The following is a 12,035-nucleotide window of genomic DNA, read 5'->3' as shown; positions in this document are numbered from 1 at the left end:
GGCGCCGAGCTCAAGGTCTACCCCGGCGCCCCGCACGGCATCACCGACACGCACAAGGACCAACTCAACGCCGACCTGCTCGCGTTCCTCAACAGCGCCTGACCGACGGCGAAGGCGGTCGGAGATTCCGTGCTCGAAGACCTCCGCACCGACGGCGAGCCGATCAGGCTTCCGTCTACGTCCAGGCGACAACTACGTCGTAGCGCAGCGCGGTCGGCTTGAGGTGATCTTGCTGTCCACAGTGGACGATCATGTGACCCCGGTGAACGGCGTCGCCTTCAGTCCGGACGGGCGGACGCCGGCCACGGCGTCCACGGACCGGAGCGCGAAGCTGTGGGACGTGACGGACTTGCGCAACCCCGTGGAACTCGCCTCGCTGGAAGGGCACCTCACGGTCGAACTGACCGCCCACCGCGTCCGGAACCTCGATCCGGCGGCGCTGGGCGAGCTGACCACCGAGCTGGCGACCGCCTTGGACCGCGAGCCCTGAGTGCTCGTTGTCCCAACTACTCCGGCTGCGCCAGGCGTCGGCTGGTGATGAGGATCGCGGACCCGCCGCTGGGCGCGCATCCCGGTCGGCATCGGGGACGGTGACGGTCCGGTCGGCGCGCACAACCGGGTCGCAGGCTCGGCTCTGTTGTCAGCTGTCCGCCGATTGCAGGTAGCGGGTTGCCGTCACCGGGCGGTTGCCGTCGAACATCAGGGCGCTTTCGGCGGTGACCAGCAGGTCCAGGACGGCGGACTGGTCCTCCAGACCCGGGATGCAGATCGACTCGCCGAGGCTCAGGCCGGCGAGGCTGGCCTGGACCACGCCCTTCGCTGACATGGTGAACGGCGTGGGGCGGCGTGTGCCTCCGCCGAACTCGGTTGCGACCATCCCGGGGCACACCACCTGGGTGCGGATGGCGGTGTCGGCGAGTTCTCCGGTGAGGGTTCGGGTGAATGCCACGATGGCCGCCTTCGCCGCCGCGTACAGGGTGCGCGGCCGGAGGTGTTCGTCGGTCTGCCCCGCGCTGAACGCCAGCAGTGAGGCGACGGTGATGATCGTGCCTTCGTCGGCGACCAGCATGCCGGGGAGCGCGGCGCGCACCAGTTCGAAGGTCGCCACGCCGTTGAGGGTGAGGAAGGGGTCGATGTCGGCCGGATCCGTCTCCGTCAGCCGGCCGCTCCCGGACGCGCCGGCGTTGCTGATCAGCAGCCGGACGTCCCCGGCGGCGAGGCGTTCGGTCACCGCCGCCACGCCGGCGCGGGTGGAGAGGTCGGCCGGCAGCACGTCCCCGGCGGCGCCGGCGTCCCGCAGTTCGTCGGCCAGGTCGGCCAGCCGGTCCCTGCGCCGGGCCACCAGGACGAAATCGCAGTCGGCGGCCAGCGCTCGGGCGTAGGCGAGACCGATGCCGGACGAGGCGCCGGTGATCAAGGCAAGAGTTCGAGTCACAAGCCGACTGTAGAACAAGTGCCTGTTGCCTATCAAGTGTTTGATGTAGCTGAGAGAGTTGTAAGGTTGCGGCATGACGCGGGATGACGACGAGCCGGTCGGTGCCGATGCGCCGAACCGCCTGCTGTGGGCGCTGCGCCGGGCCGAACTGGGGGCGCGAGCGCTCAAGGATCAGCGGCTGCGGCCACTGGGCATGGTGCCCGCGCACTACTCCCTGCTGATGTCGGTCCACACCGAACCCGGCCTCACCGGCGCCGAGCTGGCCCGCCGGCTCGACGTCACCCCGCAGGCCGTGGCGTCGCTGGTCGCGAGGCTGGTCGACAAGGGGCAACTGGAGCGGCGGTCGCATCCCCGCCACCGGCACATCCAGGAGCTCCACCTCACCGACGCCGGCCGCGAGGCGCTGAAGTCCGCGGACGCCGTGATCGCCTCGATCGAGCACCAGATCACCGAGCGGCTGGGACCCGACAACGCCGCGCGGTTCGCCGCACTGCTCGACGAGGTGATCGACGAGGTCCGCGATTCGAAGTCATAGCGAGGCCCTGGGGAGGTTCGCCGACTGTCGGCGGGCGTTGTACTTGTGGAGCGCCGATCCCCGGGCCGATGCCCGTGGTGGTGGAGCTGCCGGCCGGCGCGGCGTTCACCCCGGCCCGCGACTACAGCGACGCCGACGGCCCGCCACCGGAGCGGGATGACCGGGTTGGTCAGGGATGACGCGGACAAGATGATCGACTTCCGCGACCTCGGTGCTGCCGTGGGTCCGCTACGGTGGGTGCCCCGAAACCGCCTGTCAGAAGGAGGAGCCCATGTCCGGCAACGGGGATTGGGTGCCCGTCGGGATCGACACGAGCAAGCCGTCGGGAGCGCGGGTGTACGACTACCTGCTCGGCGGCGGCCACAACTTCGCCGCCGACCGTGCCGCCGGCGAGCGCGTGATCATGGTGCATCCGCAGGCGCGGAAGATCGCCGCGTCCAACCGGGCGTTCATGCGCCGCGCGGTCCGTTTCATGATCGAACAAGGTGTCACGCGGTTCCTGGACCTCGGCTCCGGTATCCCGACGGTGGGCAACGTCCACGAGATCGCCCGGCGCGTCGACCCCACCGCTCGGGTGGTGTACGTGGACTACGAGGACGTCGCGGTGGCGCACAGCCTGCTGATCCTTGGGGACGATCCGCTGTCCGACGTGGTCCAGGCCGACCTGACCGAGCCCGACCGGGTGCTGGGCGCGGAGCCGGTGCGGCGCCTGCTCGACGACGGCGAACCGGTGGGCCTGCTGATGGTGGCGGTGTACCACTTCGTGCCGGACGCGAAGGACCCGGCTGGGCTGGTGGCCCGCTACGCCGAGCAGATGCCCCCGGGCAGCCTGGTCGCGATCTCGCACCTGACCGCCGACCACGACCCCGAGGAGATGGAACAGGTCCGCCAGACCATGCAGAACAGCCCCAGCCCGATGTACTTCCGCTCCCACGACGAAGTCATGACGCTGTTCGAATCGCTGGACGTCGTGGAACCGGGCGTGGTCGACGCGCCGTCCTGGCACCCGGAACACGGTCTGCACGATGCCGAACTCGCCGCGGTGCGTGGTGTCTACGCCGGGGTAGGCCGCATCCGCTGACCGTGCCGGCGCGTCCCCCCGAACACCGAGCCCGGCCGGGCACCGGCCGTCCCGCCAGTCAATGAGTAGCCGATGGAGTGTCGACCGGGACAGTCCGCCCACCTGCACAGAGAGCCCGCCCGCCTGCGCAGAGGAGGACGCGGCCGTCTTCCACGCCGCCCATCAACCCGGGGGCCCTTGGTTCGTGGTGGTGCCGCGCTCAGCGGCGCCCGAGTTCGACCGTGCGCACCAGCACCGGTTCGGTGTCCGGCCCGGGTGTGGCCTCGGTGTAGACGAGGATGCGCAGCTCGCCGTGCAGGTCATCCAGGTCGTCGACGCACTCGGCGAGAAACCAGTCGACGAACTCGTCCACCGACCCGGTCGCCAACCACTTGTTCGGCACCTGCCGCGGCCCGTCCGGCCCCATCGGCTCGAACGACGGGGTGCGCTCGCACCGGAAGCGCAGGTCGTACCAGTAGCTCTGCCAATACGGCTGCTTCGCGCGCACGGGAGTGTTGTACCAGCGGGAGTGGCGTGCTGTGAGCACTACGTGAGCCCCAGATCGCCGCCCGACACGTCGACCCACGCACCACCATGCGCCACGACCGCGCCCGCAAGAACCTCGACCGCCATCCCGACTACATCCTCGCCGCCGAACAGCCACTGCTCGTGGGGCGGGAGTGGAGCGCTGCGAGCCGCTTGAGCACGGACTGGTTGTCGAATTCGTCGAACGCGTGCGTGGCGCTGCGTCAGGACCGGTCAGGAATCAAGAAGCGGCGGTCGCCGGGTCGCGTTTAGCGTTCCTGTCATGACCTCGATCGACACCATCACCCTCGAAGTGGCCGACCCCGCGGCCGCCGAACGCTTCTACGCCGCCGCCTTCGGGTTGGGCACCCAGCTGTGCCTGCGGGCCTCGCAGGAACCGACCACCGGCTTCCGCGGGTTCACCCTGTCACTGACGGTGTCCCAGCCGGCCGACGTCAACGCCCTGATCGACGCCGCCCTCGACGCCGGCGCCACGTCGCTGAAGTCCGCAGCGAAGTCGTTCTGGGGCTACGGCGGGGTCGTGCAGGCCCCGGACGGGACGATCTGGAAGGTCGCGACCTCGGCGAAGAAGGACACCGGCCCCGCCACCCGGCGGGTCGACGAGATCGTGCTCCTGCTCGGAGTCGCGGACGTGGCCGCGAGCAAGCGGTTCTACGTCGACCAGGGCTTCGCCGTGGCGAAGAGCTTCGGCCGCGTGTACGTCGAGTTCGCCACCGGGTCGAGCCCCGTCAAACTGGCTCTGTACCGGCGTCGTGCTCTCGCCAAGGACGTCGGCGTCTCCGCGGACGGCACCGGATCGCATCGGATCGTGGTCGGCGGCGCCGCCGAGCCTTTCACCGACCCGGACGGGTTCACCTGGGAAACCACCTCAGTGGCAGCCCGGTCCTGATGTGCCGCTACCGCCTGCCCGACATGGTCGCCGCGCCCACCCGGAACAGCGCCGAGGGCTCAACCGACTCGCCCGCCGATCGTCGACCTGACGTTGACGACATCACACTTCCACCCGCCGAAGAACACCTGGCCGTCACGGTGAGCCGGGCTGAGGTCCCGCACACCGCCATCCTCGAGGGGAATCTGCGATGAGCAACACCAAGACCAGCACGTACGAGGGATTCACGGCCGAGGAGCGGGCCGCGATGAAGGAGCACGCCCAAGAGGTGAAGAAGGAAGCGCGCCGCAAGTCGCGTGCGGACAAGGCGGCAGAGGCGGAGCAGGACGTACTCGCGAAGATCGCCGAGATGCCGGACTCCGATCGGATCACGGCCGAGTGCGTGCACGCCATCGTCAAAGCCGCGGCCCCGATGCTCGCGCCGAAGCTCTGGTACGGAATGCCCGCCTACGCGCTGGACGGCACAGTCGTCTGCTTCTTCCAGAGCGCGGAGAAGTTCAAGGCGCGCTATGCGACGCTCGGGTTCAACGACCAAGCGAACCTGGACGAGGGCACCATGTGGGCCACCTCCTTCGCCCTGACCGACGTGACGGCCGAAGTGGAGGAGCGCATCAGTGCCCTCGTGCGGCAAGCGGTGAGCTGATCCGAAGCCGGTCAGCCCTGGCTGTCGCTCCACTGGGCGATCAGTGGTTGCGGGGATCCGGCCAGGCCCGAGGACCGGGCGTCGCCCCACGCCTGATCCCCGGGTCACCGCCCCGTGTCCCCGGCTCAGGTCGATGCGCAGACCCGCGTCGTCAACCGCGGCCAGGCAAGTCTTGCTCTAGCGTGGCGGGTCTCCCTCGATCAGACATCGTCGGGACGTCACCATCGCCTGCCGGCCTGGCGGAGCATCGCGTCTTGTTCGGGGTCGGGCAGGAGCTGCCGGACCTTTTGCGCACAGCGGCAAGCGACGGCGATCTTGGCAGCCCACGCCAGCGCCTCCTCGCGTGAGGCCACGTCGACGACCGAGAACCCGCCAATGGTCTCCTTGGTCTTCGGGTAAGGGCCGTCGGTGACCGTCCCGTCCGTGGCCACGACGCTCGCCCCCCGGCTTTCCAGTCCGGCGCCGAACACCCACACGCCGGCGTTCACGGCCTCCTGGACCACCGCGTGCGAGGCCTTGCCCACGTCGGGCATCTCCTCGTCAGGGATGTGGTCCATCGCGCCGACACCGAACGAGATCAAGTACCGCGTCATCCCCTGACTCCCTTGTCCCGGCGTTCTCCTCCGGCAGCCATCCGCTGTTGCCCCTGCCCTCGACCGGGCTGTCGAGGACCGGGTGGCCGGGCCGGTGCTGCTCAACCAACGGCGCCGCACGCCACACCGACCCGAACCACCATGCGCAACAACCGCGCACGATCGAACCGAAGGCACCGGTGTCACAGGCCTTCTGGCACGCCCAAGCCACAGCGCTGACCAACGCCCTGAGCGGACGTGACAACCCGAACGATTGAGTCGCCCACCCTTTGCGTTGCCTGGCCGGCCACTAGCGACCGGCGAGGGTGTCGTTCGTCGGGCGGGGTCCGCGCTGTCCGGTGCGCAGGTGGGTGGGTGCGGCGAAGCAGAGGACGGCGGCCAGGCCCACCACGAGCACAGCGGCGGGCACGAGCAGGGACTGCGACATGGCCGTGCTGTACGCGGCGTGCAAGGCGGGCGGCAGCGGTCCGCTGCCGGTCTCGGGGCTGCCGCCGCCGGACGCGGCCGGCGCGAGCGCGGCCAGGCGGGTCTGCATGACGGCGGTGATGGCCGCGCTGCCGAGCAGTCCGCCGATCTGCCGGGACGTGTTGTAGATCCCGGACCCGGCGCCGGCGTGCGTCATCGGCAGGTTGCGGGTGGCGGTGCTGCTGATCGGCGCCCACATCATGCTGTTCGCGACCCCGAGCAGCGCGATCGGGAGGAGCAACTGCCAGATCGGCACGTCGGGGTCGAGCACGGCGGCCAGCCGCACCAGCGCGACGATGATGCACAACAGGCCGGTCCCGGCCACGTAGCGGAGGTGGGTGCGATCGGTCAACCGTCCTACGGGCGGTGCCAGCAGCACGTTGATGACGGTCATCGGCGCCAGCAGGAGGGCCGCCTGCGTGGGGCTCAGACCGTCCAGGCACAAACCGCTGTGGCCGTTGAAGATCTGGTAGTAGCCGTCACCGGTCGGGGTGAGGTACCAGTCCTGGACGGACGCGGTGTTGCAGGTCCACTGCCGGACCTCCGCACCTGGGTTGGTGGCGAACTGTAGTCGTCCAGGCACAAGCCGCTGTGCTGGTTGCGGATGTGGACCCGCGCCACCGGGCCACCGGTCTCACCCGAGGGGCCTTGGAGCACGGTGGAGGTGGAGACCGGTGTGCCCAGGTTCGGCGTGCCGTCGGCGTTCCACGAGATCTTCTGCACCCGCGTCGTGCGAGTCCTGCCGCAGCCCTGCGACGCCGACGAGTTGGCGTGGTAGGCGATCCACGTCTCGGTGCCGTCCGGCGAGGTGAAGAACGAGTGGTGGCCGGGGCTGTAGACGCCGGCGGCGTCGTCGCGCTGGAAGATCGGGTCGGCGAACTTGGACCAGGAAGCCTGCGCCAGCGGGTCACCGCCCTTGTACTCCAGCATGCCGAGCTTGTAGTTGGGGCCCCAGCAGCCGCTGGCCGAGTAGGTCAGGAAGGTGCGGCCGTTGCGCTGCAACGCGAACGAGCCCTCGTTGACGTCACCGTCCTGCTTCTCCCACGCCAACGTCGGCGCGGAGATGCGGGTGCCGAACGCCGACACCGACCACGGCGTGCCCATCGGCGCGATGTAGAGCGACTGGAGTCCGTCCGGGCCGAAGGCGGAGTAGTGGAAGTAGTTGGCGCCGTTGAGCTTCAGCACCGCGCCGTCGATGGCCCACCCGCCGTCGGGCATCAGGTTGAGGATGCCGCGGTAGGTGTACGGACCCAACGGGTCGCTGCCCGCGCTTTCGAGGACGTGCGTGCGACGCTTGCCGTACCCCGGCCGTGGCTCCATCGAGTAGTACAGGTACCAGCGGTCGCCCATCTGCTCCAGGTGCGGGGCCCACATCGTGCAGCAGCCCTCGTTCTGCGTGGCGCGGAAGACGAGCTGTTCCGGGGCGGCTCGCAGGGCGGCGATCGTGGTCGACTTGCGCATCACGATGTCGGAGTTCCACGTCGTGGCCACGTAGTAGTAGGCGCCGTTGTAGGTGACCAGCGTCGGGTCCGCGCTGGTCGGCGCCTGCACGGCGGGGTTGGTGAACGACGGGCCGGGTGCCGCGGCGGCAACGCCCTCGTTGACCAGCACGGAGGACAGCACGACCGCGCAGGCCGCGACGAGTGACAGACCTCGTCGCACGGCTCCTCTTGACCGGGTGTACGGCATGAGCACTCCTCACAGGGTTGCCTGATCGTCGACCGGCATCACCGCCGGTCAACGGGGAAGAGCGGAAATTTCTTGTGGCACAGGGGATTCGGGCCTGCACATGCCATGTGGGCACACACGACCGCAGCCGCACGGCACGCGAGGGACAACCGTCGGTGCGCCATGCGGAACGACGGCGTGCGGAACGACGGCGCGGCGCGGGACTACCGCGGGCGGCCGGTCAGCGGATGTTCGGCTGTCGGCCCGTTGAAGCCGGCACGGGCCGGCGGGCCGTGCGTCTGACGTCTCCGGTGGATCTCATCCCCGGCATGGGGAACTCGCGCGCAGCCATGCGTCGCCTCCTTGCGAACTGGATGGACTGCACGCCTCCGTCATGTGCCGGGTCAGCACGCCGGGGAGCGGTGTGACGGCACCGTAACGCACCCGTTTCACCCCGACAAGTGCCGATCGAGCGATCCGGCAAATCGATGTTAACGATAACACTGTCAGCGTAAGCGCAGGTGCTACCGCATTGCTGAGAAGGTGTTGACTTTATGAGCGGAATCTGTGCAATTTTGTTCGCATTTGTGAACATTGACGTCAAGCGTCCTTGCGGCTGGATCGCGTGTCGCTCTGGTCCGGTTTCACGGAGGGGTCAAGTAGGGCTTGAGATCCGCCGAATCATCCTGTTAGCGTTAACACGGCTGAGGTGACGCCGATAACGCCACGGCGGTGATCCGGGCTTTCGACGCGCTCGGGTGCGCCGTCCGTCGCAGTGCTTCAAGGAGGAAGCTGTGACGTTTGTACGAGGGATGCCCGGTGAGTCCCACGGCGTGCCGGGAGCGGCCTGCGGACGCCGCACGCTGCTGAAGGCGGGCCTCGCCGGCCTCGCGATCCCGGTGCTCCCAGGTCTGTTCGGGACCGCCGAGGCGGCCGTGCCACCGTCCGGCACCACCGCCCGGTACACGATGACGACCTTCACCTACGCCGCTGAGAACACCGTGCACGTCTACGACTCCGTTGACGCGACGGCATTCCGCCTTCTCAAGGGCCCGGCGTACACGCCGCCGACCGGGTTGTCCCGTGACCCGAGCATCATGCGCCACACCGACGGCCGGTACTACCTGACCTACACCGCCTCCTGGACCGGCAACCAGATCGGCCTGGCCTCCAGCACCGATCGGGTCAACTGGGCGTTCCTGGGCAACATCACGATCCCCGGCACGGGCATCGGCAACAGCTGGGCGCCGGAGTGGTTCATCGACACGGACGGCAGCGTCAACATCATCGTGTCGCTGCACTTCAACGGCGCTCCCAACGGGACCTTCCAGCCTTACAAGATCACCGCCACGGACGCGGGGTTGACCGCCTGGAGCGCTCCGGCACCGTTGACGGGCATTCCGGCGGCCTACATCGACACGTTCATCGTGAAGATCGGCTCGACGTACCACGCGTTCTGCAAGAGCACCTCGACGAGGTCGATCGACTTCGCCACGGCCGGCAGCCTGACCGGTCCGTACACCATCTGGAAGACCGCCAACTTCGTGGACTACGACGGCGAGGGCCCCACAGCGGTGCCGCTGGACAACGGCGGTTGGCGGCTGTTCTTCGAGGACTACCGCAACCGGCGGTTCTGGTTCACCGACAGCCGGGACACCTTCCGCACGTGGTCGCCTCCCGTGCTGCTGCCGGGGCTCAGCGGCACGGTCAAGCACCTGACCGTGCCGCGGGAGAACGTGCCCGGTGGGCCGACCCTGCCGACCGGCCCGCGGGTGCTGCGCTCGGTCAACTTCCCCGACCGCTACTGGAACGCGGACGGCGGTCTCGGGACCACCAGGACGACGTTCACGATCGTCCCGGGACTCGCCGACCCGAACGGCTATTCCTTCCGCGCCGCCGACGGCCGGTACCTGAGGCACTACGCCTTCGGGCTGCGCATGGACACCGGAAGTGGGACGGTCTTCGCCGAGGACGCCACCTTCGTCGCCCGTCCGGGCGCGGTCAACGGGTCAGTCGCGCTGGAGTCGTTCAACTTCCCCGGCCGCTACATCCGGCACCGCGACTACTCGCTGTGGGTCGACCCGCACACCAACACCGACCTCTTCCGACAGGACTCGTCCTTCACCGCAATCGCCCCGTGACACGGTGACCGGACGGTGCGGGACCGGAGCCACGGCCGTGGGCCGAACAGGCAGCCGACATCACGGGTCTCGCACACGCCGTCGATGTGACGGCACCCGGATGGGTTCGGGTTCGGCACCAGGATGACGCGCCTCCCGTCCACGACGCGATGGCCTAGTGGACGGGAGGGCGTGAGGGTGAGCGGTCTTGGTGAACGCCGACGGGCTACTGCACCGGGTTCCAGCCGTCGCTGCCGGCCAGGTACTTCTGTGCGGTGTAGTTCGCCGCGGTTGCGCTACTCATCTGCGGGCGGTCGGTGGTGCCGGTGCTGACTCCGGCGCCGCCGTTGGTGTGTTCGTTGAACCGGCACGTCTTCCAGGAGAAGCCGCCCATGTCCTGCCACGCTCCGGTTTGGCGGATGTGCGCGCCCAGCGTCGAGTCGCGGACCAGCACCTGACCGATCGCGTCGGCGGCGCCACCGGCGTGCCAGCAGCGGCCCAGGGCGACGGTCCGCGCCGCGGCCGAACTCAGAAACGTCGACCTGGTGATCAGGATGCCGCGAGGGCTGTGGCACCGCGGACCACGATGGTTCGGCGTTTGCCGTGCAGGGGCATGCGTGAACCTTTCATCGACCTTCGGGGATGTCGCCAACGGCAGGGGGGCGACCGGCGGTCCTCAGTACGGTGCGGTCGTTGGCCAGACGATCGAGCTGGTGGGGATGGTGGCGGTGAGCTGCCGGAAATTGGCGGACGGCATGACGCCCTGGTTGCGCAACGCAGTGGCGACGAGTCGAGCGACCTCGATCGCGCCGAACCCCTGGAAGTGCGTGTTGTCCTGGATGCCGTCGGGGTAGTTGGGGTACTGCCCAGCCGCCAGGTGCATGAAGTATTTCTTCGTTCCCTCGACGCCTGCGCGGTTATACAGCGCCATGCTGGACGCGGTCAGGTCGATCAGCGGTACGCGTTTGGCCGCCGCGAGCTCGCGCATGGCCGCCGGGTAAGCGCCGTGCGACGGGGAAGCGACCCCCGCGCTGGTGAAGCGGCGTCGTTCCACGGGCGTGATCAGAATCGGGATCGCTCCCTTGGCCCGGCTCTTGTCGATGTACTGGGAGAGGTACGACTTGTACGTTGTCGACGGCTCGGTGTAGCGGGTCGGGTCGTCGATCTTCTCGTCGTTGTGCCCGAATGAGATGAGGAGATAGTCACCGCTCTTGATCCGGGCCAGGATGTGGTCGAGTCGGCCCAGATCGATGAAACTCTTGGAACTGGCCCCCGACTTGGCCACGTTCACCGCCACGGCGTTGGAGGTGAGGAACACCGGCAGCGCCTGCCCCCAGCCGGCCCGGGGAGCCAGCGAGGACACATAAGTGGACGCGGTGGAGTCTCCCGCGATGTAGACGTGAACGGGGGTCGCCGCCGAGGCACGCGCCCCCGTGACGGCCATTGGAACGATCGATAAGACCGCCACAACACCGATGACGGCGGCAGGCGTGACGAGTCGTCGGCCCGTGAGCCGTTGCCACATCGGGCGTTTCAGGAGCATGCGTGGTCTTCCCTTCTGGAGGCGGACGGCCGGGGGGAATTCCCCGAGACCGACGGGTCGATCAGTGGGCCCGTTTCGGCGGAGGAGGACGTGAACCGGCCGGCGCCGGGCACCAGGGGCCCATTCGAAGTGAAATTCGACGAGCGTCGATCGTTAACGTTTCGTAGTATGGAGGGGCTTTGGGTCGTCCACAAGAGCCAACGCCCGATTCGTCGCTTACCTGTCGGCGCTCAAGTATTTGAGACGCAAAGTAGTCGTTTTCCGTAGGTCGATCGGGTGATCGAGCTGGGGGATGCGCGTTGTTTTCATCGGCGGAGCGTGAGGTGCTGCGGTTGCGGGTGGTGGTCGCGTTGAACGTGCCGTTGAGGTTGACCGCAAGGATGCGATCCACACCTGAGGGGGTGATCTCGGCTCCGTCAACGCCCACAGTTCGTCCGGCACCAACCGCAACGACAACCGATCAACCACGGTCCGAGATCACGACGCGACGCTCAACGCCACGTGAGACGTGGTCTTATGCGGCGGCCACGGCATGCAG

At 68.5% G+C, this 12,035-nt stretch carries 12 protein-coding genes and 2 pseudogenes; 6 read left to right on the top strand and 8 right to left on the bottom strand.

The window, feature by feature from the left end; genetic code table 11:
• Positions 1-241: 241 nt before the first annotated feature.
• Positions 242-490, top strand: coding sequence for a hypothetical protein (locus FM051_RS42165; protein WP_158852707.1), 249 nt, complete (start codon positions 242-244; stop codon positions 488-490).
• 150 nt (positions 491-640) lie between these two features.
• On the opposite strand, the gene FM051_RS42160 is transcribed toward FM051_RS42165, so the two are convergent.
• The gene (locus FM051_RS42160; RefSeq protein WP_158852706.1) at positions 641-1,435 is read right to left on the bottom strand and encodes an SDR family NAD(P)-dependent oxidoreductase; all 795 of its coding nucleotides are present in this window, start codon (positions 1,433-1,435) and stop codon (positions 641-643) included.
• A gap of 73 nt (positions 1,436-1,508) precedes the next feature.
• Between FM051_RS42160 and FM051_RS42155 the strand changes: the two genes are divergently transcribed.
• Positions 1,509-1,970, top strand: coding sequence for a MarR family winged helix-turn-helix transcriptional regulator (locus FM051_RS42155; RefSeq protein WP_158852705.1), 462 nt, complete (start codon positions 1,509-1,511; stop codon positions 1,968-1,970).
• 271 nt (positions 1,971-2,241) lie between these two features.
• Entirely contained in the window at positions 2,242-3,051 is an 810-nt protein-coding gene (locus FM051_RS42150; protein WP_158852704.1) for an SAM-dependent methyltransferase, read from the top strand.
• Positions 3,052-3,250: 199 nt separating this feature from the next.
• Here the strand turns inward: FM051_RS42150 and FM051_RS42145 are convergent, their stop codons facing one another.
• A complete protein-coding gene (locus FM051_RS42145; RefSeq protein WP_158852703.1) occupies positions 3,251-3,538 on the bottom strand; it encodes a hypothetical protein in 288 nt (95 codons plus the stop codon).
• A 300-nt stretch (positions 3,539-3,838) separates the two neighbouring features.
• Here FM051_RS42145 and FM051_RS42140 point away from each other — a divergent pair, with 300 nt between their 5' ends.
• Positions 3,839-4,465 (top strand): VOC family protein, encoded by a 627-nt coding sequence (locus FM051_RS42140; protein WP_158852702.1) that lies wholly within the window; start codon positions 3,839-3,841, stop codon positions 4,463-4,465.
• Between the two features lie 190 nt (positions 4,466-4,655).
• On the top strand, positions 4,656-5,108 hold the full coding sequence (locus FM051_RS42135) for an iron chaperone (RefSeq protein ID WP_158852701.1): 453 nt from the start codon (positions 4,656-4,658) through the stop codon (positions 5,106-5,108).
• Between the two features lie 218 nt (positions 5,109-5,326).
• Here FM051_RS42135 and FM051_RS42130 read toward each other — a convergent pair whose 3' ends face one another.
• The 4 genes and pseudogenes from FM051_RS42130 to FM051_RS52480 form a co-directional block, all read right to left on the bottom strand.
• Complete coding sequence (locus FM051_RS42130; RefSeq protein WP_158852700.1) at positions 5,327-5,701, bottom strand: YciI family protein; 375 nt, start codon at positions 5,699-5,701, stop codon at positions 5,327-5,329.
• A gap of 289 nt (positions 5,702-5,990) precedes the next feature.
• The gene (locus FM051_RS42125; protein WP_158852699.1) at positions 5,991-6,560 is read right to left on the bottom strand and encodes an MFS transporter; all 570 of its coding nucleotides are present in this window, start codon (positions 6,558-6,560) and stop codon (positions 5,991-5,993) included.
• Positions 6,561-6,659: 99 nt separating this feature from the next.
• Positions 6,660-6,749, bottom strand: a pseudogene (locus FM051_RS54200) (hypothetical protein); the annotation flags it as partial.
• 116 nt (positions 6,750-6,865) lie between these two features.
• A pseudogene (locus FM051_RS52480) lies at positions 6,866-7,855 on the bottom strand (glycoside hydrolase family 43 protein); the annotation flags it as partial.
• Between the two features lie 773 nt (positions 7,856-8,628).
• Between FM051_RS52480 and FM051_RS42115 the strand changes: the two are divergent.
• Entirely contained in the window at positions 8,629-9,975 is a 1,347-nt protein-coding gene (locus FM051_RS42115; RefSeq protein ID WP_202919319.1) for a glycoside hydrolase family 43 protein, read from the top strand.
• Between the two features lie 205 nt (positions 9,976-10,180).
• Here FM051_RS42115 and FM051_RS42110 read toward each other — a convergent pair whose 3' ends face one another.
• Together FM051_RS42110 and FM051_RS42105 are read right to left on the bottom strand one after the other, a co-directional pair.
• On the bottom strand, positions 10,181-10,408 hold the full coding sequence (locus FM051_RS42110; protein ID WP_202919318.1) for a hypothetical protein: 228 nt from the start codon (positions 10,406-10,408) through the stop codon (positions 10,181-10,183).
• 222 nt (positions 10,409-10,630) lie between these two features.
• A complete protein-coding gene (locus tag FM051_RS42105; RefSeq protein ID WP_158852697.1) occupies positions 10,631-11,497 on the bottom strand; it encodes a rhamnogalacturonan acetylesterase in 867 nt (288 codons plus the stop codon).
• Positions 11,498-12,035: the final 538 nt, after the last annotated feature.

Source organism: Saccharothrix deserti (assembly GCF_009769385.1).
In the GTDB taxonomy this organism is placed as follows: domain Bacteria; phylum Actinomycetota; class Actinomycetes; order Mycobacteriales; family Pseudonocardiaceae; genus Actinosynnema; species Actinosynnema deserti.
This window is presented reverse-complemented; position numbering and strand designations above follow the sequence as displayed.